This is a genomic window from Rhodococcus sp. P4_F3_2, assembly GCF_056401335.1.
The window spans coordinates 54933-79186 of record NZ_JBFUJN010000016.1; the positions used below are offsets into that span (position 1 = coordinate 54933).

20 protein-coding genes and 3 pseudogenes are annotated in these 24254 nt (G+C 61.0%); 13 read left to right on the forward strand and 10 right to left on the reverse strand.

The annotated features are described in order from the left end of the window. Positions 1-38 precede the first annotated feature (38 nt). From AC1DWA_RS18310 to AC1DWA_RS18335, 6 genes are all read left to right on the forward strand, one after another. A complete protein-coding gene (locus AC1DWA_RS18310; protein WP_019749726.1) occupies positions 39-395 on the forward strand; it encodes a hypothetical protein in 357 nt (118 codons plus the stop codon). After that, entirely contained in the window at positions 395-1729 is a 1335-nt protein-coding gene (locus AC1DWA_RS18315; protein ID WP_477846739.1) for a ParA family protein, read from the forward strand. Before AC1DWA_RS18310 ends, AC1DWA_RS18315 begins: the two co-directional genes overlap by 1 nt. Positions 1730-1804: 75 nt before the next feature. Then, complete coding sequence (locus AC1DWA_RS18320) at positions 1805-3031, forward strand: insoluble domain protein (RefSeq protein WP_477846721.1); 1227 nt, start codon at positions 1805-1807, stop codon at positions 3029-3031. A 105-nt stretch (positions 3032-3136) separates the two neighbouring features. Then, positions 3137-3805 (forward strand): DUF8176 domain-containing protein, encoded by a 669-nt coding sequence (locus AC1DWA_RS18325; protein WP_477846722.1) that lies wholly within the window; start codon positions 3137-3139, stop codon positions 3803-3805. Between the two features lie 36 nt (positions 3806-3841). Further along, a complete protein-coding gene (locus tag AC1DWA_RS18330) occupies positions 3842-4639 on the forward strand; it encodes an N-formylglutamate amidohydrolase (protein ID WP_477846723.1) in 798 nt (265 codons plus the stop codon). After that, positions 4640-5764, forward strand: a complete 1125-nt coding sequence (locus AC1DWA_RS18335) for a hypothetical protein (RefSeq protein WP_477916890.1) — start codon at positions 4640-4642, stop codon at positions 5762-5764. Between the two features lie 701 nt (positions 5765-6465). Here the strand turns inward: AC1DWA_RS18335 and AC1DWA_RS18340 are convergent. The 3 genes from AC1DWA_RS18340 to AC1DWA_RS18350 all read right to left on the reverse strand — a co-directional run bounded on the left by AC1DWA_RS18340 (position 6466) and on the right by AC1DWA_RS18350 (position 11212). Beyond that, complete coding sequence (locus AC1DWA_RS18340) at positions 6466-6831, reverse strand: hypothetical protein (RefSeq protein ID WP_477846726.1); 366 nt, start codon at positions 6829-6831, stop codon at positions 6466-6468. Between the two features lie 209 nt (positions 6832-7040). Next, positions 7041-9596, reverse strand: a complete 2556-nt coding sequence (locus tag AC1DWA_RS18345; RefSeq protein WP_477846727.1) for a DEAD/DEAH box helicase — start codon at positions 9594-9596, stop codon at positions 7041-7043. After that, on the reverse strand, positions 9593-11212 hold the full coding sequence (locus tag AC1DWA_RS18350) for a site-specific DNA-methyltransferase (RefSeq protein WP_477916892.1): 1620 nt from the start codon (positions 11210-11212) through the stop codon (positions 9593-9595). Before AC1DWA_RS18350 ends, AC1DWA_RS18345 begins: the two co-directional genes overlap by 4 nt. Here AC1DWA_RS18350 and AC1DWA_RS18355 point away from each other — a divergent pair. The 4 genes and pseudogenes from AC1DWA_RS18355 to AC1DWA_RS18370 form a co-directional block, all read left to right on the forward strand. Then, positions 11189-11515 (forward strand): hypothetical protein, encoded by a 327-nt coding sequence (locus AC1DWA_RS18355; protein WP_477916894.1) that lies wholly within the window; start codon positions 11189-11191, stop codon positions 11513-11515. The genes AC1DWA_RS18350 and AC1DWA_RS18355 overlap by 24 nt on opposite strands. A gap of 812 nt (positions 11516-12327) precedes the next feature. Beyond that, on the forward strand, positions 12328-14001 hold the full coding sequence (locus AC1DWA_RS18360; RefSeq protein WP_477846729.1) for a hypothetical protein: 1674 nt from the start codon (positions 12328-12330) through the stop codon (positions 13999-14001). Between the two features lie 308 nt (positions 14002-14309). Beyond that, positions 14310-14453 carry a hypothetical protein gene (locus tag AC1DWA_RS18365; RefSeq protein ID WP_477846730.1) on the forward strand — a complete coding sequence of 48 codons (144 nt, stop codon included), beginning with the start codon at positions 14310-14312 and terminating at the stop codon, positions 14451-14453. A 204-nt stretch (positions 14454-14657) separates the two neighbouring features. Further along, a pseudogene (locus AC1DWA_RS18370) lies at positions 14658-15094 on the forward strand (integrase core domain-containing protein); the annotation flags it as partial. On the opposite strand, the gene AC1DWA_RS18375 reads toward AC1DWA_RS18370, so the two are convergent. Together AC1DWA_RS18375 and AC1DWA_RS18380 are read right to left on the reverse strand one after the other, a co-directional pair. After that, positions 15091-15453, reverse strand: coding sequence for a hypothetical protein (locus AC1DWA_RS18375; protein WP_477846731.1), 363 nt, complete (start codon positions 15451-15453; stop codon positions 15091-15093). The pseudogene AC1DWA_RS18370 and the gene AC1DWA_RS18375 sit on opposite strands and share 4 nt — an antisense overlap. Positions 15454-15482: 29 nt before the next feature. After that, the gene (locus AC1DWA_RS18380) at positions 15483-15671 is read right to left on the reverse strand and encodes a hypothetical protein (protein WP_477846732.1); all 189 of its coding nucleotides are present in this window, start codon (positions 15669-15671) and stop codon (positions 15483-15485) included. A gap of 776 nt (positions 15672-16447) precedes the next feature. On the opposite strand from AC1DWA_RS18380, the gene AC1DWA_RS18385 reads away from it, so the two are divergent. Beyond that, entirely contained in the window at positions 16448-16627 is a 180-nt protein-coding gene (locus AC1DWA_RS18385; RefSeq protein WP_477846733.1) for a hypothetical protein, read from the forward strand. Between the two features lie 142 nt (positions 16628-16769). Here AC1DWA_RS18385 and AC1DWA_RS18390 read toward each other — a convergent pair whose 3' ends face one another. The 5 genes and pseudogenes from AC1DWA_RS18390 to AC1DWA_RS18410 form a co-directional block, all read right to left on the reverse strand. Next, complete coding sequence (locus AC1DWA_RS18390) at positions 16770-18182, reverse strand: protein kinase domain-containing protein (protein WP_477846734.1); 1413 nt, start codon at positions 18180-18182, stop codon at positions 16770-16772. A gap of 556 nt (positions 18183-18738) precedes the next feature. Further along, on the reverse strand, positions 18739-19428 hold the full coding sequence (locus tag AC1DWA_RS18395; protein WP_477846735.1) for a hypothetical protein: 690 nt from the start codon (positions 19426-19428) through the stop codon (positions 18739-18741). 356 nt (positions 19429-19784) lie between these two features. Further along, positions 19785-20530 (reverse strand): annotated as a pseudogene (gene istB / locus AC1DWA_RS18400) (IS21-like element helper ATPase IstB). Continuing rightward, the gene (locus tag AC1DWA_RS18405; RefSeq protein ID WP_477846736.1) at positions 20515-20862 is read right to left on the reverse strand and encodes a Mu transposase domain-containing protein; all 348 of its coding nucleotides are present in this window, start codon (positions 20860-20862) and stop codon (positions 20515-20517) included. The pseudogene istB and the gene AC1DWA_RS18405 overlap by 16 nt, the downstream one beginning before the upstream one ends. 905 nt (positions 20863-21767) lie before the next feature. Further along, positions 21768-22223: a hypothetical protein gene (locus AC1DWA_RS18410; protein ID WP_477846737.1), complete on the reverse strand. Its 456-nt coding sequence runs from the start codon at positions 22221-22223 to the stop codon at positions 21768-21770. 844 nt (positions 22224-23067) lie between these two features. Between AC1DWA_RS18410 and AC1DWA_RS18415 the strand changes: the two are divergent. Together AC1DWA_RS18415 and AC1DWA_RS18420 are read left to right on the forward strand one after the other, a co-directional pair. Further along, a pseudogene (locus AC1DWA_RS18415) lies at positions 23068-23169 on the forward strand (NAD(P)-binding protein); the annotation flags it as partial. Positions 23170-23457: 288 nt separating this feature from the next. Continuing rightward, a partial coding sequence (locus AC1DWA_RS18420; RefSeq protein WP_477916896.1) for a GMC family oxidoreductase N-terminal domain-containing protein occupies positions 23458-24254 on the forward strand: 797 nt, incomplete at its 3' end.

The window sequence follows — 24254 nt, forward strand, 5'->3', positions numbered from 1 at the left end:
TGACACACCCGCACAACCCTCACCCGAAAGGTCCGCCCATGAGCCGCCGCATCTCCCAATCGATCACCCCCACCGCCGACGACATCACCGTGCTGCGCAACCCCTTCGCAGCCCCCAAAGGCGGCGGCGACCCCGTCATCACCGAACTACGCCGCGTCCTCAAAAACGCCATCCCCACGTGGCTGCCGAAACTCAGCGAAGACCAGGAACTGACCGCTCCGCGACTCGACGAAATCAAAAGAGCCGTCGCCACCCGCCGCCAGATCATCGAAGTACTCCCCGACGGCAAAGCCCGCGACGACGCCCTGGCCGCCCTCGACAAGGCCGACACCATCGTCCTCGAAATGGACACCGAACTCTCCGGCGTCGGAGCCTTCACCGGAACCACCGCGTGATGTCGACCCTTGCCATCGAAATCACCTCCGAGCGAACCGCACTCGTGAGCGGGGCAGGGGACGAGAAAGTGGAACTGTCCGCCGAGAACGGGCAGTCGATCCACGCGGTGATCGCACAGTTCAGCCGACAGCACTCCGCCGACGCAGGCTCACCCGTCGAGGTCACCGTGCAGGAAGCGGGCCGCTCCCGCCAACTCACCGTCGCCCCGGACGGGAAGGTGGCGCAATCGCTGCCCGCCGGACCCATCCCCGCACCCGCCGACACACCACAGACGCGGCCGGATCGTCATGTGGACGAACCGGTCACGATGGCGGTGACACCCCTCGTCGACTCACCGCCATCCGGGGGAGCCGACGCTCATGCTCGGCCAGTCCCCGCGGCGCGCACACCGACCTCGACATCAGTGCTCGCAGCACCCGAGATCGCGGCAGGCTCGCACGAACCCGCCCGCACCGGACTACGCGGCCGACTCAACACCCTCCTCAACCTCCGCATCGCCGCGAAACCCGAGTCCGCCGAAATGCGCCAACGCGCCGCCATCGCATCCATCACCGGCCCCCTCCCGGGGTTCTCGATCGTGACCATCGCCAACCCGAAAGGAGGCGTCGGCAAAACCCCACTCGCGGTAGGGCTGAACGCGATCATCGCCGAACACCGCGGCGCCGCAACCACGGTCTGCGTCGACGTCGCCGACGTCGGCGGCAGCCTCGCCGACCGCGTCAGCGCCCCACCCCGCGACGGACACGACGTGCGCTCACTGATCGCCGCCGAGGCAGGCGAGCCCGGCAGCATCCGACCTTCGGCGCTCTCGCAGTACCTCACCCGCCAACCAAGCGGGGACGACATCGTCGCCGGCAACAACGGCGCCCACGGATCCAGTCTCGGCTACGACGACGCCCACGCCGCGGCACAGCTTTTGTCTCAGCACCGCGAGATCCTCATCGCCGACACCGGCAACAACCGCCTCGCCGGCAGCTGGCACTGGGCAACCATCCACGCGGACGTCCTCCTCGTACCGGTACCGCTCCGCCGCGACGCCGCCGCAGCCGCGCACCGCATGCTCCTCGACCTCGCCGCCACCGCAGGCCCGGCGATGATGGCTCGCACCATCGTCGTCATCACCGACGGACCCGGAGACGCACCGATGGTCGAAATCGACGCTGTCGACGCCTTTCTCGACGCCGGAGTCCATTCGGTCGCCCGGATGCCGTTCGAACCTCTCTTCGCCTCCGGCGAGCGCATCGCGCCCTCGAAGCTCCGGCGCAGCACCACCGAAGCCCTGACCGTTGTTGCCTCGACCGTCATCGATCTCATCGCCCATACCGCTGACTGACCTCGTATCAGCCGGCCCCGCACACGGGCCTCCCTCCCTGCATCCATCCGCACCCTCCTCAACGAAAGGCACCACATGAGCATCGACACCACCGTAGGAAACCGAGCCGCCCGCCGCGCACACCGACACGGCCGACACCGCCGCCACACCCTCGCCCGCCAGAGCGCCATCGCCGTCGTCGCGGCCGCAGCAGTGGCCGCCGGAATCACGCTCGCACCACCAGCACTCGCAGCGCCCGGGCAAGCCGGCATCACCGACGGAGGAGGGCAAGCCGGCATCACCGACGGAGGTGGACAGTCCGGGGTGACCACCGAACCCACCCCGCCGCCGGCCACAGAACCTCCAGCCCAGACCGAGCCCATTTACTGGGTCGACCCACCCGCGCAATACCAGAACATCGACTACCAGCCGCTACCGAACTGGGACTACGACACCAACACCTACACACCACCCACCTACACCGACACCACCCCGACCGACTACACCCAGCTCCATCTCCCCGGCCCCGTCGATGTCGTCGCGCCGATCATCGCCCCACGCGACACCCTCCGCATCGGAACATTCCACATCGCACAACCGAACTGGGTCTCCGACGTCGACCTCGAACGGACCAACAACACCACCGCCATCATCGAATCCGGAGTCGCCACCGGCTGGAACTCCTTCGGTGTCCCCGTTGACAAAGCCAGCCGCGACGCCGCCACCCAAGTCGGCGGTGCCGCAGCCGGAGCACTCGCCGGAGGAATCGGCCTCGCGACCCCGTTCGCCATCGGGGGAGCGCTGGTCGGCGGCGCCGTGGGCGGAAACATCGGCCTCGGACTGGGCAACGTCTTCGTCCCCGGAATCGGCTGGGTAGCTGGTGGTCTCGCCGGAACCGCCGTCGGCGCCGGTACGGGCGCCCTCGTCGCCGGCGCCCCCGCATTCGTTCTCGGCGGACTGGGCGGAGGAATCGCAGGATTCACCGCAGCCGTCGCGTACGGCGCAGGCGAACTCGGCGAACCGGTCGAAATCGAGGTCCCCGACGTCGACCAACCCGCCGTGACCAGCCAGACCCAGGACACGCTCACCGACTGGGAGGACTCCGGCCCCATCGGTGAGGCCGTGGCCACCACTGTCCGCGACACCGTCGCGACGGCCCCTGCGATCGACCAACAGGCCCGCGACTTCGTCGCAGCCCAGTCCGGAGGCGAGCAGATCATCGAACACGTCGCCACCGCACTCACTGACTTCCTCACCAACGCCACCCCGGGCCTGGCGTCCTCGCTGATCAGCGACGCAGTCGGAGCGGGTATTCCGGCGTAACGCTCGCACGGGCAAGCACATTCAGGGCGGGTGGCAACCCGCCCACCCTGAACTTGTCCACGTGTCACTGGAGAACCAGGCGCGAGCACCGAAAGGACGACAGCGATGACGAACACAAAAAGGCACCCCGCAGTGATCGAACTGCTCGGTGGCGCGCCCATGCCCGCAAGCGCCGTCACAACCACAACGGTTTCTTCACCCACGCCTCAGAAGCCGCCGAAGCGGCCGCGCAAGAGAGATTCCCGATCGCCCCGCTTGCGCTACGTTGCTGCCCTGATTGTCGTGGTCGCGCTACTCGGCTGGTTCACCCTGCGTTTCCTCTCCAGCAACGACGAGCGCACACAGGAAAGAATCGCCGACGAGACAGACACCTCGGAAACGGCACCTACCCTCGACGTCACCCCGCCCGCTCTCGCCTCCGCACCCACGACTGAAACCGACGCCACCGCATGCCGCACCGACCCCGGCGACCAGAAAAGCGGCCCCGGAGTCATCGCGTCGTTCGAGCACGCCTACTACGTCACCCGCTCCGGAACAGCCGTCCGTGCACTCACCACCCCCGACTCCTCCCTGCCGGCGAAGGAGAAGATCCAAGCCGGAATCGACACCGTCCCAACGGGAACCACCCACTGCGTGCGCATCACACCGATCGCGGCCGGTATCTACTCCGTCGCTCTCACCGAAATGCGACCCGGCCAACCGCCCGCACAGTTCCCCCAGACCATCACCGCCAAAGAACTCGACGGTCGCTGGTTCGTCGACGTCATTAACTGAATTCGGCACCAGTTCCACACTTGCCAAGGAGATTACGTGAACACGAGAACACTGATCGCGGGCGATACATCCTCGCCCGTCATCTTGCACGTCCCGCACGCCTCGCGCGTCATACCACCCGAGATCCGCTCGTCACTGACCGTCACCGACGATCAACTCGCCGCCGAACTCGACGAGATCACCGACGCGCACACCGACGTGATCGAACAGCACGCTGCGCAATCAGTGACACTCCGACCGTGGACACTGCGCAACGACCTCTCGCGCCTGGTGATCGATCCCGAACGATTCCCCGACGAACGCGAACAACTCAACGCCGTCGGCCGCGGCGCGGTCTACACCCGAACCTGCAGCGGAGACGTCCTGCGCAACGCCGACAACACCACACGAGACGCACTGCTCGATAACTACTTCCATCCCTACGCCGGCGCGATATCCGACCTGGTGACGGACCGCATCGCCGCCACCGGCCGCGCCGTGATCATCGACGTCCACTCCTACCCGACATCACCATCGGCATACGAGCTGCACCCTGACGGACTGCGCCCCGCGCTATGTATCGGCACCGACCCACACCACACACCGCCTTGGCTTATCGAGGCCGCCTACGCCGCGTTCTCCCCACTCGAAGACATCGGCACGGACACCCCATTTTCCGGTACGTACGTGCCACTCGACAGCTACAACACCGATCCCCGCGTGTACTCGGTGATGATCGAACTGCGCCGCGACCAATACCTCACCGATAAAGGCGAACTCGTCGACATCGCCGCCGAGAACCTCGGCGCCATGCTCGGACGTCTCGTCGACGCGGCGGATCGGGGGAGCCGGTAGATGTGCCAGAAGTACCCCGGCCCCCGCTGCACCCCGCACGTGCGAGCACGACTCGACAGCGCTCGCCGCAGACTCGACACCGCACAGACATTGTTCGACGCGAACCCCGCGGACACCCGAAACCGGCAACGATTGGACACTGCGAAAACAAACCTCGACGCCAGATCCACCGAATACGACGCCACTCCCGGCGGACAAACCGAGTTGCGCACTCAACTCGGCGCAGAGGACGATCCAGGTAAGCGAGAAAAGCTGCAGCATCGCCTCGAAACAGGCAAAGCGACACGTGAGAAGCAGGTTAGAGCAACATCAGCATTCACCGACGACGACCCGAAGGGCGATAGCCATGACCGAGAACGAGGCACCGACCTTGACGCAGGAGCAACGCGAAGCGTTCTGGCGTCGGTGGGGATGGAGTCCAGAGTTGCCGGAAAACGAGCGCCTGGCGATCGAGCAGGAGTGGCACGACACGGCGATCGAATTGGCGAAGTTCCACGGCTTCTGATCGAGGACCGGCACATCACGCCGGTCGCAGTACATCGACTACAGGACAAACGCGCACAGCATCTTCGCAGTCTGGGGGAAAGCACCCCGGAGCTGTACGAACTGCATCCGCGCGATGCCGCGACATACCGATGCCAAATGGAAACACTGCGCGAGGGTAACCGGTTCGCAGCTTCGGTCTATGTCTACAGCGACGACGAATACGCAGGTATGCGACTGCTTGTAACCGACGACGGCCGATCTGGCATCGCACTCAAAGACGATGAAATCGTCTCCCTCTACGCACACCGCGACAGCAACCACCCCAGCGCCGCGAACTCGATGCTCGAAACCGCCGTCGCGGCGGGTGGACGTCGGCTGGACTGCTTCGACACCGTTCTGCCTGCCATCTACGCGAAGTCAGGATTCGTCGCCGTCGCACGATTGAAATGGAACGACGACTATGCCCCCGACGGCTGGAACTACACCACATACTCAGCCTTCAACGGTGGTCGTCCAGACGTGGTATTCATGGCCCACGACCCGGCACCTGTGGACTCGCGCTACCAGCGCGGGTCCGGTCGCTATGTCGGCTCGTACGACGACGGAATAGAAGCGGTCCGCGCCCGGCTCGGACTATAAGAGATGGGCTGGCACAGCGCGCGAGTCCGCCCATAGGTCCTGCGAATCGCGATAACGATCTGAATTGAAAAGTTTATTTGGTCCAGTCAGAGTCAAGTAGCCACCAAAAATTGCCGGACTGCTAGGAGTGGATGCAATGACCAGAGGTGCCGAACAACAAGCAACAGCAGCCGGAGAGTCGCCGACCACAGTGACTTACGGGCACAGTTGCAGTGCCGGCAAACCGTCCACGGAATTTACGATCAATCTTCCGAAACTGATGCGGGAGAACTACCAACACTACGGCGCGCGTGGACCTGAACCAGCTGGAGATGCACAAATTCGAGTCGAAGCCTTCCATCACCAACCACCAAACCTGCGGTGACTTTGTCTTCGAAAAGCGCGTTGCCGCAGCTCTGATCACTGAGGACTTCCTCGTAGCGCTCAACACGGAAACTACGGCCTTCTGGAGAACACTCGAATCACACCGATTCCATCACCGCGATGGCGTCCTGCGTCATCGACGACAGAAGGTACGTTTTCGCCGTCACGCCCATTCGGAGCCGAGGCTTCTTTTCGCCGAAACCGTCACCGGGCCAACACTATCGATTTAGTCGACGCTTGCGGGGTTACGCTCATTGCTGCGGTAAACACTTGAGGAATGGCGGTATCGCTGTCCGCTGTCCTTGGGTTGATTCCAACCCGCTCTGTGAACGAATGAGCTACATAAAGCTCCCGGGAGCTATTGAGATCGAGTGCTCACCTTCAACCTTGTTGATGGTCAAGAGCCGGGCCTGTGCCATATCGTTGTCTTCGCGGATTTTCGCCGCCTGTCGGCGGTCGAACCGGGAGTGCACGCTGGCAACCGAGATGCTGAAGGCGGCGATCAGGAAGGCTGCTGCCGTGCCTGGCCCGCCCCGCCCGACCTCCCAAGTGCCCCATGCCACGAACCAGTTCGAGGGGATGTCTTGCGGGATCAGTGAGGACTTGACCACAGTCAGCACGACGACCGCGAGCGCGAACAGAGCGACGGTGATAACCACTCCAGTGAACGCATTTGAACTGCCGCTCTTCTGGCAGCCGCGCACTGCCCTCCTCCGCACGGGAATGCCCCTGCCTCTTCACTTTATGTCTTTCCCCTGAAGGGTCCACCAGCTCATCGGGGACAGATTAGACGACCGCGTGAACTGAAGGAGAAGCCTCAGCCAGCTAAGCGTGAAGGCTGCCCGCGGTAATACTCAATCGGGGTAAATTACGGAGATACCGGGCCGCGCAAATTAGCTGAAACACTGACCGGCTATGGATACGACATCCCCTCTGCGACGAAAATCGCCTCGATCAAGTTCTGATTGGTTGCTTCCGCGATACGCTCGTCGATGCCGGTAATCTTCAGGTCAAGTGCTCTGAGCGAACTATCGACCTTGGCGATCGCGAGGCAGCGACGGACTCGGTCCGGGTGGTCCTGGGCGTAGCGCGACAGTGCTGACCACTTCGCCGAGGTGTCGGCGAGGTCGAACCGGTGGGGGTCGACGATGTCCATGACGTACTCGCTGTCACCGTCGTCGTGCCAGAACAGGAAGTCGGGGTGCATCAGCTGATGCTTGTCGCCGAATACGTAAGGCACAGCCAGCGCGTGTCGGCCCGACGAGGGATTCCGGTACCAACCGACGAGCGTCTCAGCTGCCAGCTCGACGTCGAGTACCTGCGCTTCCCATGACGAACGAGACGTGTCCACTGGAAACTCGCCCGCGTTCGTTTTGCCTGCAGGGATGACGTACAGGTGCGATGAACGCGTGGGTATCGGTTCGGTGGACTTGTCCCGGATCTTCTCTGTCGCAGCCGGATACACGTCACGAACCTCGACCGTCGTGGGCAGCATCGGCGATCCACCCAGGTGCCATAGAGGCTCGATCTGGTCCCGGACGTGTCTGGGGCGCGCCGACACTTTCGCGCGGTGCTTTTCGCGCCACTTGTCGATCAGAACGGCGGACTGTTCCTCGATCACGGTCTTGAAGCCGAGGTCGGCCATCGCAGCCAAGCGTGCCGAGGCGTCTATTTCTTCCTCTCCCGCGTCGCACAGTTCTTTGAAATACCAGTTCGCCGATCCGTCCGGGAGGAGGCGCTTGGCCTTCTGGAAGTAGCCTTCCAAGTCGCGCTCGTTGATGGTTGTGTCGGACTTGCCGACGCTTTGTAGGAGCGTTTCGCCATAGGCGACCATTGTCGTGCTGATCGTCAGAGACATGATGTCGCCGACCTTCGCGTCGATCTCATAGCTCCGCTGGCCATCTGCGGCGCGGATCTGATCGACGATCCACTGCTTGGCCTTCGCTGACCCCTGAGTGATGAAGCCGTGCTCGGTAAGCGCGGCGGCCAGACGCATCAACTGGGCGGTGCGCGAGCTGAACGATGCTTTCTGGCGCGTGTACGACGGGAGTGTGTCGAGCAGGTCAAACAGCTCTGAGGGCACATCGGAGGACTTGTCGCACACGATCGGTGCCACGACGATGTCTACCTCGACGGTCTCGTCCTCGGTCAGAGCGTTTACGACCCGGGCAACGTGCTCCGTGCGGAACCCCGGCAGGTACGCAGCCACCTCGTTGAGTCGGTCGTCACCGCTGTCGGCGCGTTTAGCCAATGGGGTGCGGACGAGCCGGCCGATCAGTTGGGCGATCTCGGTGAAGCTGTCCTTGTTCTGGAAGGAGATCATGACTTCAGCGCGTGGGCAGTCCCATCCGGTGGTCAATGCGGATTTGAACAGCACCACCCGAGCCTGGTCGTCGCCGGAGATGGCCTCGGGAGGCAGGTAGCGAATAGTCTTGTCTCCCACCTTCTTCGGTCCGTGTGGGTCGCCAAATGCGTGGGCGACCGCGTAATCGGACAATGTTGGCCAGGTCGACTCCATCACGGACAGGATCTCTGCGAGTCGGGCTTCCTCCTTCGCTTGTGTCATGCCCTGCTCGACCTGTACAACGAGTAGCGGCTCGACGAGCCGGTCACCGGTGGTCTCGTGGTGATTACGCCACGACTTATCTGCGGACTTCAGATCCTCGACAGCGAGGGCTAGCATCGTGTTGTCTGCCGATTGCGACTCGCCGATACTGCGCAACAGGATTCGATCCTTGAGTAGGCCGGACTCGCGAACATCACCGGCCTTCACCTCTACCAGGCGCATGGTGCGATCAGCTGCTTGCATAGCGCTCTGGAATCGATCGGGTGTCGCCGAGATCCCGAGGACCACCGGGGCCGGCGGCTGCGTCGTGCCGATGTTGGTGGTGCCGCCGCCGACGATGGTCCCAGCGATCGACTTGCGGTCGGTGTTCTTCGTACCGGAGCCGCGGTGCGCCTCGTCCCAGATCACGAGAAAGTCCTCGCCGCGCTCCCGCACGGTGTTGGCGATCATGTCCCAGGCGCCGTGAGTTCGCTTGTCGTTGTGACTGCCGTCCGGCCTGATCGAATGCAGTGTCGAGTTCTTCTGCAGGGCCTGGATATGTACGAAGTAGATCACCCCGGGTTCGAGGGTGCGCTGGTCGATCTCGCCGACGTAGCGGATGCGGTTGATATCGATCGCGCCGCCCGACGCCTGGGTAATCTTATTGATGGTCTGGGCGTTAAGTGCGCGGTCGTCGGTGATCCACAAAACCGTCATCTTCGGATTCGGGAGCCGTGTAGGCGTGCCCTTGTAGATGCCTTCCAGCACCGCTGTGGCGATCACGGTCTTGCCAGCCCCGGTCGGGGCTGTGAGACCGACGGCAGTGCGCTCGCCGTCTTCGAGGTAGCCGGCACGCGCCTTCGCGAGATTCGTCAGCACCGATTCGACCGCAGTGCCCTGGTAGGACTCCAGTGAGAACTTCATCGTGCACCACCAGCGATATTGATGGTGTAGTTCGACAGGTAGTCCTCGTAGAGCTGGACGGTCTCGATCCCGACAGGGAGGCGCTCGGTTGCCTGCTGGTACTCAGCATCCGAGTCTGTGATGATGAAAACCACCGTTGGTGGGACTCCTGTAGTTGCAGCGTGGGTTACGGCGTCGGAGAGCGCGCTCAGAACATCGATGTCGAACAGGATGCCGTATGTTTCGGTAAGCGCCCAGCCTTTGTCTGGCACCTCGTTGATCCGAGGGCCGCGAGCACCGCCTTCGAGCCACATCAGCGGCGCAACCGACGTGTATTCATGCCCGCGGCGCACCATGCCCGGGTCAAGATAGGTGAGGTCGAACATCTCGACGTTCGCCGAGAGGCCGCCCGAGTACATAGACCCGTCGCGACGCTTACCAGTTACGACAGTCGAGATACGGGGACGACAGACGTATTCGAATACTCCGCGGGCTTCCCATTCCGGGTCACCAGGATGCTGACCAGACTGACGGAGTCTCTTTGCTTCCTTCGCGCCGACCTCGTTGTTCGTGACCAGAATCGCCTGTCTTGAACCGCCATCCCGCATATTGAGTTCCATTACTGATTCGACAGTGGTTCCTGAGCCGCCGAAAAAGTCAAGGATCACTGCATCAGCCGGTGCCACGGTCCGAATCCACCGCATCAATACCTCGTGGTCTTTGGGGAACGGGAATCGTTTGTCTCCCAAGATGTCCTGCATCCTCTTGCTAACAGTCGTGCGTTTGCTGAAGAAGACAGACTCGGGTGCCATCGAATCGGCCTCAGCCAGGTACAACTTGCGATTTATATGAAACGTGTGATCGGGTCCAAACAGAATGTTCCCGTTCTCGATTTCAGCCTCCATCTTCGCAGCGTCGGCGTAGACCCACCCTCGGCTAGGTACACGTACAGGCTTCCTGGTTTCCGGATGCAATACGTCATAACGCGGTCCGCCACCGCCGGGCCAAGAGATGTCCTTCTTGCGAAAAACGCGACCTGTCTTGTCATCAAAATCGTAAAATCGATTGTTTGCTTTGGCGTCATGGCCCGCTGGTAGCGCCTTGATCCACGCCTTCATTAGCTCGGTGGCTTTCTCGGGACTAGACCCCGATTTCTCCCAACAGTCGCGTGCTGCTGCGAGCATTTCAGCGTGCGCCTTGCGAGGCTCACGCCACCGCGTTTCCAGGTCTGACAGAGCAGACTCATTGCGCGCGTAAACCAACATGTAGTCCGCGCCATTCGAGACGTACCGGGAATCGTTCTTTCTACCTCCCTGCCACACGATGTCCGATATGAAGTTCTCTGGACCGAACACCTGATCCAGGAGCATCCTCAACCTGTGATGCTCGTCGTCGCCGATGGCCACGATGATTACGCCAGTGGGCTTGAGCAAATCCCGCGCGATTAGCAGTCGCCTCTCCACGAAGGACAACCACTTCGACGATTTCGCCCGGTCGTTCTGGTCGACGTAGCGGTCGTTGTAGATCCAGCCGTCGTTGCCGGTGTTGTACGGGGGGTCGATGTAGATAAGGTCGACCGCCTCTCGATGCGTGGACCGGAGCGCCTGCAGGGCGTGGAAGTTTTCGCCGTTGATCACGACGTGCCACGGCGCGTCGGGGGGGCCGTTCTCGATCCGCTCGACCGATCGCAGGCCGGGGTAGATCGGTTCGCCGAACTCGCGTACGACGATCAGTTCGGAAATATGACGCTGCCCCCCTTCGCCGCTGAGGACTGCCACCTCGCGGGTGCGGTCTGTAAACCGGTCGACTGTCCACGTCTCGGTGGAAGACTCATCGCGCAGCGCTACTCGGATGCCCTTCCGAATCGGATGATCGGGAAGGCGGATGGACTCGGGCAAGTGCCTGTCGAATACCAACCCGAAACGTCGAGAGCCGCGTAAGAGGTCGACCTCCTGAGCCAGTCGTGCTCGCAGCGTCTCGTCGTCGATCCGCGAAATCAGCTGGTCAAGGACGTTGGATTCGTCAGGCATCTCGTCCCCTTGTATGTGTGTACGTTCCACTGCAACGACTGAGAAGCCTATGTTGAGCTACCCGAGGGTTTATCGTCGGGGCAGCGGCAGTCAGGTCCCAGCCCTGCAATGTGATCGACGACGCGGCGCCGGATCTGATCGGGCTGGGCGACGGTACGCCGGAATCCAAACTTTGTGTGTCAGTCCGGTACGGCCGTGCGTCCGCATCTTCGAGGATCAGCAAAGGGAACGGACGACGGTTGTAGGAGCGTCTATTCGTCACGAAGTGATCTCTGACGCGGGGTCGTAGCGTTCGATCAGCTCATGCGGTCAGGACAGGCCTCTATCCCTTCGTAATGTCAGGCAGACCGCTGCCACGTGAGGGGCTGTAGGGAGTCGTCGTCGTGATTGGCAGACCTGACCGAACCCCATGAGAGATGGGACAGGACAATGTTTAGATGGGACGAAATAGCCGCCGGAAGGCGGAGCGGAGGGAAGGACGAAGTGAACCGACTGCGAAAGAACGGCAACGCTCCGCCTTGAAACGCGATCGACGCGGCCGCAGAGTCGCCACGACAGTCGAAGACTACGAAAGAGTGGCGGACCTGGGAGCGGATCGACTCGCCGAGGCACTTATATCAAGGCATTCGGTTCGGATGGAGAACATTGCAGTTCTCCCAGAGTTATACCGAGTTCGGGCACTCGAATCGATCGTTCCTGTGGTGCACCTTGACCTAGCTCATATGGATCTCAATCTCAAACCCCGGCGACTTCCATTTTCGCAATCCGTCAGAACCGTGGATCTCCTGTCTTGGGGCGTAGGTAGCTGCATCGCGGCCGCTCGGTTGTTGCTGGCTGGCCAAGTCATTGGAGCGGCGACCATTGCGCGTCAACAACTCGAGTTCTGGACCAGGTACCTCGCGTCGGTGGGTGATCTCGACAGGTCCGAAGGCGAATCAGTCCAACACTTCGTTGCCCGGTGTTGGTCGTGGTTTGCCGAAAACCTCGACGAACACGACGCTCAGGGAATTGGTGACTTCACGGATCTTGCCGACGGTGCGGATCTTGGTGAACCGTCAAGCGCAGATGAGCCCGACGAACCGCATGAGCACATTTTGTTGGCGAACGGGACGGAAATTTGCCCAGCTGTTGTCTATGGTTTCCTCAGCGAGATCATGCACGCCGACGAATGTAGGAACACTATGGCGTGGGAAGTCGTTGAACTCCTCGCACCTGAAAAGATCCCTTCCGATGCAGGAATCGCCGTTGGGTCCGTTTCTGACGCCCTAAGTCTGTGCCTAATCCAGATCAAGATCATCACCGCTGCCCGGCTCAAGAGACAGGGAAACGAGCGCCTCGCTCAGCTCCTTCTGAGCACCGGCAGTCTTGAGCGATTCTCCGAAGCAGACGAGATCCTCGACGACGTTTCGGACGAACCGCCTCATCCGTGGGCTCGTCGGCGCTTTGTTGTCCCTGTGCCAGACCATCCAGTCACCCCGCCTCTCGCAACGCTCATGCCATTGCTGCCCAATGAGGGACTAGCTTCTGACATCTTGTCGCAACTTGCGAGACGTTCGGCGACCTATGCCGCCTTGCGCACAGGTCGCCGTCCTGCAGGACGGCTGTACCGCGATGACGAGTTGGCGACGCTGGCATTCCTCTCTCATCGACACGAGGCCGCCCGCGCTGCTTTGGAAGCTCTGCAGGTCGAGAAACGCGTACGTGGTGAGGACTTTAAGCTCGAGACGCTGGGGCACCGAGGCGTGACTATTCGTCTCATTGCAGAGGTGAGCGGGCTCTGCGCGATGTGGAGCCAGGATCAGCAGCCTCCCATCTCCTCGGCGGCAGCTCTCATTGCGTCCTCGCTTCGGTCTGCGCATTGGCTCTGGCTCGAAGACGATGACTGCGCCATGGCTACACTCCGGTGCACTCTCGAACAGACGGCCCGTTTGAAGGTGTCGTATCAGAAACCGGATAAGGCACGAAAGCTTGAAGCCAGCGCCGCGACAATGCCTAAGGATTGGCTCAATGCGGCTGGGTGGAAACGGCTCTCTGCGCTGAATAGAGCGCTTGGCGAATTTGCACACGCTCATACGACGCCGCGTTGGAACGGTGCGCGAAACCTCCTCGCCGCATTGCAAATAGACGCTGATCCGGAGCACGCCCTTTTCACCGCGCGAGGGGCCACTCTGGATTTGGTCGCAACAATCGTTGCTCGCGAGGTTGTGAACATAATCGAGAATGAACATTCAGTTCTGGTCGGTGCAACCGCACGAGCGCTGTTGGTGAACGAGGGCCTCGATATGTCGCGCGACGATCATGCGCTGAATTCGGTTTTTGATCACATCTGGAAACACCGCGCAACCTCCCTGATGCCCGACACCATCGCTGTGACGGCGGATGACGCGGGGGAGTGATGGTGACACGCTCAGGTCAGGATGGACTTGAACCGCAAGGCGACGCACGAATACCGACTCCGACGGCGGTCGCATCGACCGAATCGATGTTGACCCTTGAAGATGCGGAAGAAGTACACGCAGGTCACAAACAGTTCTCAGAACACTAGAACGATCATCTCCCACACTCCTAATGACACGCGGCAAGAAGGGTGGAGCCGTCACAGAAAGTGGGCCAGAACCAGTTTTCGACCCAGGCCCTTGCTCGGCGAGCGGCGAGCACTGAAAGCACACTGAGCGGTTTCAGCGCCCGCCTAATCCTCATCGCTATGCGGTACGTGCTCCACCGTCGCTTGACCAAGCTGACGGTTCGCGGGGAACGCCGATCACTGATTCTGAAGGCCGGCACTGCGTCCGCGGATTCAACGGCCCGGCCGTACGCCGGTGGCGTCGACGAAAGGCGCTGCGGCTGATCTGGGTGGGCGTCGGCGGTGCTCACGACCGTCGCCCGTCCTTCGAGATCCCTCTACCCGCCCTACATGCGGCCACCGAGGGCTTCTGGCCCACCGCTCTTGTGGAGGGTTCGGTGACGCCCGTGTCGATCGGGGCGATCGCCGGAGGCTGTGTCGGCGGTAACCCCAGTCTCTCGCTGGGGAACGGGGCCGTGGCCCGCGCCCGTGACCAGCAGGACCGTCGCGACGCTCCTGGCGGACCTCGAAGCGGCACGCTCACACTCACGTCCGCGAGTATCGAACGACATCCATTCTCGGAGTCGCTGTTCAAGACGCTGAAGTACGGGTCGGGGTTTCCTGATCGGTTCGGATCACTATTTGCAGCAAGGGAATTCATGGACCGCTTCACCAACTGGTACAACCACGAGCATCGGCACACCGGAATCGGGGATGCATACTCTCCTGCCGATGTTCACTTCGGACTCACGGCCGACAAGGCCGCTGACCGAAGAAGTGTCCTCACCGCGGCCCACGAACAACACCCACAACGTTTCGGCACCACAGTTGCGCCGAAGATTCTGGACCTCCCGGACGCCGTCTGGATCAACCAACCCGACCATGACGACGCCACAAACGAGCAGACCGAAACGGCAGCCGCTTAGCACTCACTGGACTCAATCGCTTGACAAGTTCCGGTGCCAGGATCAAATCCCGTGAACGCCAGAGCCCGGACGAGGTCGTGCTCGAGCAGACTGAGGTAGGCCGTGATTGCAGCAACCATGTCATGGAAGGCGTTCATGTTCATCTGATGCTGGCCGCTGTCGAACGAGGTGGAGAGCAGTGTGCCGTCGGGGCTGCGATGTTCGGAGTGCTCGTCCGGGATGAAGGTCGGAGTGAGTGCGCGTTCGCGGAAGTACTGGTATGCCCGTTCGAGCGACAGATGCTGGTTGATCACGGTGGCATTGCCGCGACCCAGCACGTCGGGTGCCGCGTCGAGGATCACCTTTTCTACGATCTTCACTGCTGACTTGAGCTGCTTCGAGATCAGAGTCAGGGTGTGTCCTGCACCGAATCTTCTGGAGCGTCATTGGTCAGGTAGATGCGGACACCGAACATCTGGTGAGCGATTTGGCACTGCTCACCTTTGAACGTGAAGTCGACCCACCACGCAATCTTTTCGGCAGGGCCATAGCCTTTCAACCCGATGAGTTCGAGTGCGTACTTGAGGAGCGGGGGCACTGGAGCGTCCTGCGGGGGGAAGTAGCCTGTAGGTCGCTCCGCCGGATACGTTCTCTTCAGATGGTCGGCCGAAATCTCGGAGGGCGGTGTTCTGTAGGTGTTTTCCGGTCTCTGCAGCGCCTGGCAACGAGTTCACCCGTCTAGCATTGCAGGCTGACGCTATCGGGCTGCGATCGCCAGCCATATACGCGCGCATACTTTGGAAAGTAGCGTCGCCTACCATCTGGCTGCGTTTGATACCAGACGAGGAGTTCGAAGAAAGCGCGTTCAACGGCACGTTCGGCTCATGCTCCGGGACGGTGTCAACGGCAGTCTGCATATAAGAAGCCGCTTGATTCGAAGGGGAGCGATCCTTCGTATCGTGGATCGGATCATCAAGTGGGAGAGCGAGCTGACGGTTTAACTTTCCGCAGCAAGCCGAGGACTAAGCCGCCGGGGCACGAGAATCTTGTTCGCAGTGCGGCCACGGTGTGGGGGAAGGCGGGAACGAGAGCTCAGTGCAGGAAGACTGTTCTCAATGTGATGGTGAGTGGTTTTTGCCTTGATAACTTCACGATTCCTTGTTGTTTGAGCCGGTCTATCACCGTTCAGTGAGGGGCGTCGTTGGGAAGGTCGAACTTTTCGAACCGGTGCCGGTGAGGTTTCGGTAGGGGCTGAGCATCGCCATAAGGATCGCGAGGATGTTCTCATCGGGGATGATGCTTCCTGCTTCCGCTAGTAGCGCGATCAGTGTTCGCGGAGGGACGCCAGCGTCGGTCAGGTGTTGCAGCTGTGTTGTGCCCAGGCGGATCGAGGAATCCTTGGCGTACTCAGCGGCAGCAGTGGGTGCTGCTCTCTCTTGGCATGGTGTGAAAGATGAGGCGTACATCGAGTCCTGGGCCGCGGTGCGTGCGCGGTCGGCATCCGGAGTGGATGCGGTCGAGGGGAATTGGGAAGATTCCTTGCTCGGGAAGTGACGTCGAGTGTACTCGTTCGTAAACCACTGCTGCCCTTTGATATTCGAAGCCCCGTCGACTGTGAGGTCGACGGGGCTTCGGCGTTCTTCCGGTTAGATCAGAGTCGACGAGGTGGCGTGCGTAGAGATTCGTTCAGGCACTGTCACAGGACTCGCTCTCCGGCCCACTGTGGGGGCTCAGCGTGGACGTCGTCGAGTGTTGTCGACGCGTTGAGGGCGTCAGAGATGTTGTCCCGGATCTGTTTGTCGGTGATTAACCGCCCGAGTAGCAGGGCGGGAACGGTGTTGTCGAATTCGAGTTTCCATTTTCCCTCGACACGCTCCTGATACTCGACGATCAGGTCGATCATTCCCTCCGGAGTCACTATGCCGCCGACAACGAGACGTCTGAGGTCGTCGGGGTGGCGTAACGCCAGGACGAGCGTGCCGTCCCAGTCGTCGTCGCTGATACGGCCGTGGGTGGCCATGATGGCAGAGTGCCGGGGCAGCCGGTCCGCGTCGAGCTTTTGCCGGGGGTCGTAGCTGGCCGAAACGGTTTCGTCCCAATTGACCTTTCCGACCATCAGGTTGCATTCGCTTTTGATCGATTCGAGGAAATTCTTCTCGTGGATCTCCATTCGACGAAAGGTCCTGACGAGCGATCTGAATCCCTGGTGGCTTGTGGTTCTCTCGGGTGGAGCATGAGTGCCGGGAAACATCTCTAGCCACGTGAGGAGTTCGTCGCGGAAGTCTGCCGATGTCGGGCGCTGGTTGGGGTAGTAGTTCGTCGCTTGTTCCATCAGCACGTCGAGCCTGGCAGCGTCGGAGTCGCCGAAGTGAAACATCGAAAACTGTTCCTGTGTCTGCAATATCGGACCAGGAGGAGGTACGGCGACGGTCGATTTCCTCTTCTTCGTCACTCGCCTCGGTGCCGCGATTGACCAGAACGTCATTGCAAGGGAATAGACGTCGGCGCGATGCCAATCGACGTCGCCGGAAGTGTATCGCGCTTCGGGTGCGAGGAAGTACATCGGGCCGAGCTTGTCGCCTTCCATGGTCACCGTCCCGGTCGAGTCGGCCCAGGCCGCGATACCGAAATCGGCCAGAACGGGACCTCCGTTGTACCAGAAGAGGTTGTCCGGCTTGATGTCTCGATGCGCAACAGCGAAAGGTCCCTCGGTCAATGTGGAAAGGGTGTCTGCGAGGACGACAAAAGCTCTGACGACGTCGTCGAAGCTGCATTTTTCCAGATGGTCTGCCAGCGGGGTCGCTTTGGGCATGACATACCAAACCTCGGACGGAGTTGATTCCGAATCGGTCAGGGGAAGTACGCCTGCGACTTTGCGTTCGGTCAGGCCCTTCATTCCTTTGACCTCGGCCCGAAATCGTTTAAGGGTCTTCCAATTCGAGTATTGCGGGCCTTTGATGATGTAGCTGCCGTCTGTCGTTGCCGAGGAATCGTGTGCGATCCGTACGTGACTCTTGTACTTGTCCAGTGCTTCGCCAGCGTGCCATCGTTCATCGCGACCGTATCGGTGGTCTTTCCCGATGGCGTAGTTGTTCTCTTCGTCTCCCATCGGTGGACCGTACCTGTGACGGGCTGGGCGACGACGTGCGTGGTCGACTTGGTTCGCGAGATGGTCGGCCGATGACGTGTTGTCGGTGTCTGCGAATGAGGGGATGAGGTTTGCGCCGTGGAGGTCGACGTTGAGGTTTTGGTCGAGGATGGCTTGGAGGCCGTTGGTGTAGCGGGACTGCCCCCGGTTTGGATGACATCAGCGGCGGTGGTGATCGGTTTTTCGGCACGGACGAGGGCTACGGCTCGGAATCGGAACTCCGGCGGATACGGTCGTGGCATGGATCGAAGCCTTTTAGCGAGGCTCGATCTTCACACCGAAATGGGTAAGAAACCTTGGGGCAGGCCAGCCGTCATCAACACTTACAGGCAGTCCCTAGCGTGAGGCCCAAGGATGCCGGCCGTCTCGCGCGGAGGGGGATGAAGACGTCTGGCGTCTCCCTGATCTGTGTCGGTTTTTGACCCGTCCGCACTCACTACTGAAACCACGGCGGTGCCCTCGGCTTCGAATGTGTCGGCAAGCTCGAGCAGCTCGGCATCTCTCGCGTAGTGCAGCATCACTCGTCGACAAATTCGATCGGCGATGCGAGGTGGGTCTTGGCGGCGCGCGTCATCGGCTCACGGTGCTTGACAAGCTCGTTTTGACGACGGTAAATCAACGGATAGTCGCCTGTGTTCTCATGAATAACCTGCGTGTACACCTCTGTTACCGTCTTCCTGACGTTTCCGAACGCACAGTATGTGGCAGCGACTTGTTCTTGCACGTTCGGTTCGTTGACGACTATTAGTGCTTTGGTGAACGCGACCTCGACGGTTACTAGCTTGTCCGCGTACTCGCGGTATTGCTCGAACAGTTGGTTCTCGTTGATGCGCCCATGGAGGAACCTCTGGATCTGATCAGCGATGTAGAGCGTCGGTACTTCGATCTGGCCGACTCTGTCCCAGAGGTCGGAAACGGCGTCGATCTGATCTGAACGGCGCTTTACATCGATCTGATAGAGCAGACGACGGTTTGCTCGGCGACTCTCGCGACGTGCATGGTCGGCCTGGCTCAACGCCACCCCTACGGCAAGCACAGTGACGGCGCCAAAGACCCAACCCGATGCTGGACCCCACTGAACCTGCGAGAACTGACCGGAGAGGACAAGCCACATCGCGACGCTAGTTACGGCAGTGGAGGCAGCACCAAGAGCACCAGCACTCATAAGGATCTTCCAAGTCGAGATTGGCCATTCTTCTTTGCTCATTGCAGCATTGAACCAAGTGTTTGCCTACTCCTTACGCCGGGGCACTCCAAGCTATATTCATATATAGGATTGAGCTTTGAATTCACAAGGGCCGACCGCTGAGCAGGCAGGGCGTCATTGACGGATCGGATTTGGTTCTGGTCCAATTTCCGGCCGGTTGCCGGTTTTGCGTCAGATCTCGACTCGCCGTCAGATTCTGTGTTGTTCGATCTCTGCCGGGGCAATTGGGTATAGCGGGCGGGCCCAGGATCACCGCCGAGATCAATCACGGACAACCCACCGGCCAACGGGTCTGTGAACGACGGTCGAAACCTAGTCCATTCGCGACGGACGGAAACTAGACCACGCCGATGTATTCATTGTGCCGCGTTGTCCGCTCTCACGGACGGCAACGTATCGATCCCGGTGTTTCTGAGTCGGTAACTCGCCCCTTTCAAGGTCAAAACCTCTGCGTGATGGACGATTCGGTCGATCATCGCGGCGGCGACTGCCTGATCGCCGAATGCGTCACCCCATCGGCCGAACGGCAGATTCGATGTCAGAATCAGTGAGGCATGCTCGTAGCGACTCGACACCAACTGGAAAAACAGGTTCGCAGCGTCCTGTTCGAACGGGATGTAGCCGACTTCGTCGACGATGATCAACCCGATTTGTCGTAGTCGCGCCAACTCAGCCGGCAGCCTTCCCTCAACGTGCGCGGTTTTGAGTCTGGCCATCCAATCGACCGCGGTAGCGAGCGCCACCCGATACCCGGACTGGGCCGCCTTGATTACCAGCCCGATCGCCAGATGCGTTTTGCCGGTGCATGGAGGCCCCAAGAGCACCACATTGCGTGCCTGTGTCAAGAAGACTCCGGTTCCTAGATATGCCACCATTTCTCGGCTGAGTGAGGGCTGATAGCCAAAGTTGAACTTCTCCAACGATTTTCGTGTCGGGAATCCTGCTGATCGAATCCTGGTTTGAGTTCCGGACGATTGACTTCCCTCGATAAGACGGCAGCGAGATAATCCTCGTGGCTCCATCCGTCGCTGCGGGCTTGCTCCGCTAGTCGTGCTGCCGATTCCACATGCAGTGGATCCGTGACGGTCAGCCCCGTGACCATCGCCGTTCGTGCTTGGCCAGTACTCGTCTTTCACGAGTGCCCCTACCTGGCGCAGATCCGCAGCGACCTCGACCATGTGTCCGATCCCAGGGGTCTACCGAGTAGTCGTTTCCGTGGACCCGAACGTAGTAGTCGCGAGGCAGACGGATTTGCGAGTATGCGGCGGTGAGCGGTGGAACCGGCGGCAGTGGCAGCATCGCCGCGGTGTCGACGGACACCAAATCTATTGGGCGACCGCCGGTCCGGGGGACAACCCGAGAATTCGCGATCGCGAGCCAGTCGGTCAGTTGGGTGTTGCAGTCGTCAGGTGAACGAAGTGTTCGACCCGGCATGAATGAAGTTTCTTAGAAACTGATTGGCGCGCTCGACAATTCCCTTGGACTCGGGGTCGTACTGTTTGAACTGGATCAGTGTCGTGGCAACGGTTCCGACGAATGCGGTCACCGGTTCGGTCAGCCGGCCGCGGCGGCCGAAACCGGACTCGTTGTCCCACCAGGGACGGTGTGGGATCGCACCGAGATCCTGCGAGAGGCAGCTGCCACATGCCCGCGACCAGGTCCGTGGTGACCCGACTGGGCAGCATTATCGCGGTGATGAATCGGGAGAACGCGGCAATCATGACGAGCACCGGCGGGGCGCCGGACTGGTCTCCGCCGAGCGGAATCGACGCCGGTGGAAACCATAGATCGCACTGCACAACCTGGCCCGGATCGTGCTGGAGGCGGTCTGCTGGGTTGGCGGGGGCGTATTCGGGTCGGATTGCCCGGACTCGTTCACGTAGCCAGCTGATCGACCCGCTCCATCAGATGCGTTCGGCTATACCGTGGCGGGCATCGTCGGATGCTGCGTGAGCAGCGCCCTGATCTTCGGCTCTACGGCGCTGATTGCGGACTCGACTGGTGGTCGCTGATACTTCGGTGGTCCGTCGCTGGTCAGAGCGTTGGTGACGGTGTCACGCGCGATACCGAGTTTGGTAGCGATGGCACGTTTCGACAGTTTTTCATTGTAATAAGGGTGCCTGATCGATGCCCAAGTCTTCCATGGAAATCACCCATTCAATCTTGGTTGGGTGGTCTAGTTTTGGGCCGTCGGTTCTGGACTAGTTTTCAACCGTCGGCAACAGGAGCGGCGCGGCGTTGGCGGTGGGTGCTGCTCGGGGTGGGGTTGGTGTTGGTTTTTGTCGCGTGCGTGGGGTGGATGTCGGTGAGCTGTGCGCTCTGCTAACAGCGGCGGCGATTTAGTCGGTGAGCACCAGGAAGGAAACTTTTGCTTGGCCTGTCCGTGCGAAGGTGGCTTCGTTGATCAGTTCGCTCAGTGCTTGTGCGCCGTAGTTCGCCATCCGTTGGGTGACCAGCGGTGTTCGTCCGCGCGCTGTCACGACTTTTCCGGCGAAATCAGTTGTGTCGGTGATGGTGAGGGTTGATTCGTAATCGGATGTGTTGCCGCCGTGGGTGTTGACGATTCTGTCCGCGACGAGGGTCACTGTCTCTTCGAAGAAGGGGACGCTGGCGACGATTGTGGGAGTGATGTCTGCAGGTTCACCGCGCGGAACGAGCTCGGACGGTTCGGAACTGAAGGCAATGGCTAGCGATCGGGTGAAGGCGATCGATTTCGTCCACCACAACGAGCCCAGTACGACAACCATCACGGTGAACACGATCAGTGTGCGATGGCGATTGGCGTAGCTCCTCATTGGTTAGTTGTACAGTGCGCAGCCCTGGTGCCACCGTTAAGCCTGCCACGGGGTATCGCGCCTTGTGCTCGGGCGTCCCGGTGTGCGCTTTGTGCCTTTGAACTGCGGCGATGGCATGTCCAGTGGTGGTTGTTGGGGGTAAGTGGGGCGCCGGCGGATTTAGGTGCCGGCTGCGGGGTGTTCCGGTTCGGTGGTGTGGGGGAGTGGCAYGCGCCGGGAGGGGCGGTATGAGGCACGACTTCGAATGGTCTTGAGTGATGTTGTGTATCAGTGATTTTGGTCATCGGATGCGCAAGCGGTGTCTCAGGAAACTATGTCGCCAGCGGCATAAGGAAGCGGGGGACGTGTCGTATTACCAGGTCATGGCGGCACCGCTGGGGCGATCGTTGGTCGAAGTGGGTCGAGGTGCCGTCCGTCGACGCCTATTGCTCCCTGTACCGCTGAGCTTTCGGCTGTAGGACCTCGGTAGCCTCGACTCAATACGCGGGCCGCGGCGAGGAGAACAGAYCCTCGAGCGGCGTCCTACACGGCTGATCCGACCCGGCGCGTCGACGGTTACGGTCTGCTTCATCTCTACTGGGTGCGTGACGGYGAGGCGAGTGAACCGCTTGCAACATCGGCGTCCCGTCCGGAATTGCTAGGGCAGTTCACTTTTGAGTCGCGGTGGCCTCCCATCAGGTGCGAAAGCGTGTACATTTCCGGCATGCCCRTCAACGAAKCGCGTTATCCGTCAACGCTGAATCGCCGATCCGCCCTTCGAGGTGCCGCGCTCRGYCTCGGGGCGTTCGCTGCTGGTCAAGCTCTCGGGTCGCCGGCGGGCGCGCAGGCGCAMACGCCTGTGCAGATGCGCCGAGAGAAGACTGCGGTGGTGATCGGTAGTGGATTCGGTGGGGCGGTGGCTGCGYTGCGACTGGGGCAGKCGGGTGTACGGACGACGGTCTTCGAACGCGGGCGCCGGTGGCCGATCGACCCCGCTGGTTCCACGTTTTGCACGATCAACGAGCCTGATCGCCGCTCTGCCTGGTTTGCAGATCATCCGCCGATTAATCCGCTGACCAAGTTCACGCACATCGACCGCTACCCCGGTCTCATCGATCGAGTGCGGGGCAATGGGATCGAYGCCCTCTACGGCTCKGGAGTCGGTGGCGGGTCGCTYGCATTTGGTGCATTTACCCCGCAGCCTCGGCGCCAGGASTTCGTCCAGGTCTTTCCTACGCAGATCGACTACGGRGAGATGGACCGTACTTATTACCCCCGCGCGAAGGGGATGCTGGGCACTTCGCCGTTGCCCGCGGATCTACTCGCCCACCCCAACTACCGCGGCGCGCGCGCCTGGCTCGACTACATCGAGGACTTCGGTGGCGAACCGGTACTTCACGATTTCTGTGTGGACTGGGATGTCGTCCGTGACGAGTTGGGAGGGCGTGCGCCTGCGTCGTACTCGATCGGCGAAGGTCCGTACGGCAGTAATTCCGGCGCGAAGAACAGCGTCGACCGCAATTACTTGCCGGCCGCAGAGGCAACCGGAAATGTGACGATTTGTGCGCTGCACGAGGTGACCGAAATCCGGGAGGTGTCCGGACAAGACTGCTTCGAGGTGTCGGTCAACAGAATCGACGAGTCGGGTGCGGTGCTCGAGCGTACGACAGTTGTTGCTGACTATGTGTTCATGGCTGCTGGTTCGTTCTACACCACCTCTCTTTTGGTCACTGCGAAGGCGAAGGGCACTCTGCCTCGGTTGAATGACCAGGTCGGTAAGGGATACGGAACCAACGGCGACTTCCTCCTCTCGCGAACGTTGCTGCGGCGCGACTGCAGTGCCAAACAAGGCGGCCCCGGTGTCGCGGTTATGTACGACGACGACAACCCTGAGGGGCCGGTCTCCATCTCGTGGGAAGCTTCTCCTTTCCCTGATATCGCAGGTGGCGGCACTATGGCCAATCTGATCCAGGTCATCACCAATGAGCGCGGCAGCATCGACTACAACCCCGCTTCGGGTAGAGCCGAACTCAACTATCCCTATGGTGAGGC